The following is a 596-nucleotide window of genomic DNA, read 5'->3' on the forward strand; positions in this document are numbered from 1 at the left end:
GCTGCACCCGGCCCGACTGCCTGGAATCCGGCTATCGCTCTGAAGTGCATCACGCGGCCGATTGGGCCCGCGGCGGCACGACCGACGCCGACAAGCTGTTCTTCGGCTGCGCGCCCGACCACGCTGCGGCGACCCGTGGTCAGTACACAACGACTATCACCGAGAAGGGCCGGCTAGCCTGGTCGGACGGCACCGGACCGCCGCGCGTCAATCACATCCATCATCCGGAGGAACTCCTCGACGAGGAGGGCCCGTGATACGGCCGCTGCATCAACGTCTTTCGGGATGGCCGCATCAACGCGCCGCGTCATGGTCATCGGAACAACGACCGGGCCGAGGTGTACCGTTGCCACCTCATGCCCGACGGCGTCAATCAACGTGCTCACGCTCGGCGAGGGCGCGCGCTTCGGCTTCGTTGGCGACAGACGGCCCCGAACCCGGCAGTCGTTTGCCCGCCACCTCGGGAGTGAACATCAGGGTCAGCAGGCCGATGACGCCGGCGACCATCAGCATGTAGGCGGGCACCATCACATTGTGCAGGCCGCGGACCAGCGACTCGGCGATCAGCGGAGTGGTGCCCCCGAACGCCGAGACCG

At 67.4% G+C, this 596-nt stretch carries 2 pseudogenes; one reads left to right on the plus strand and one right to left on the minus strand.

Features of this window, described 5'->3' with window-relative positions:
- Window positions 1-257, plus strand: a pseudogene (locus tag F6Q13_RS19665) (HNH nuclease); the annotation flags it as partial.
- A gap of 112 nt (window positions 258-369) precedes the next feature.
- Here F6Q13_RS19665 and F6Q13_RS19670 read toward each other — a convergent pair.
- A pseudogene (locus tag F6Q13_RS19670) lies at window positions 370-596 on the minus strand (MFS transporter); the annotation flags it as partial.

Origin of the sequence: Mycobacterium sp. (assembly GCF_008709575.1) — a bacterium.
Lineage (GTDB): Bacteria > Actinomycetota > Actinomycetes > Mycobacteriales > Mycobacteriaceae > Mycobacterium.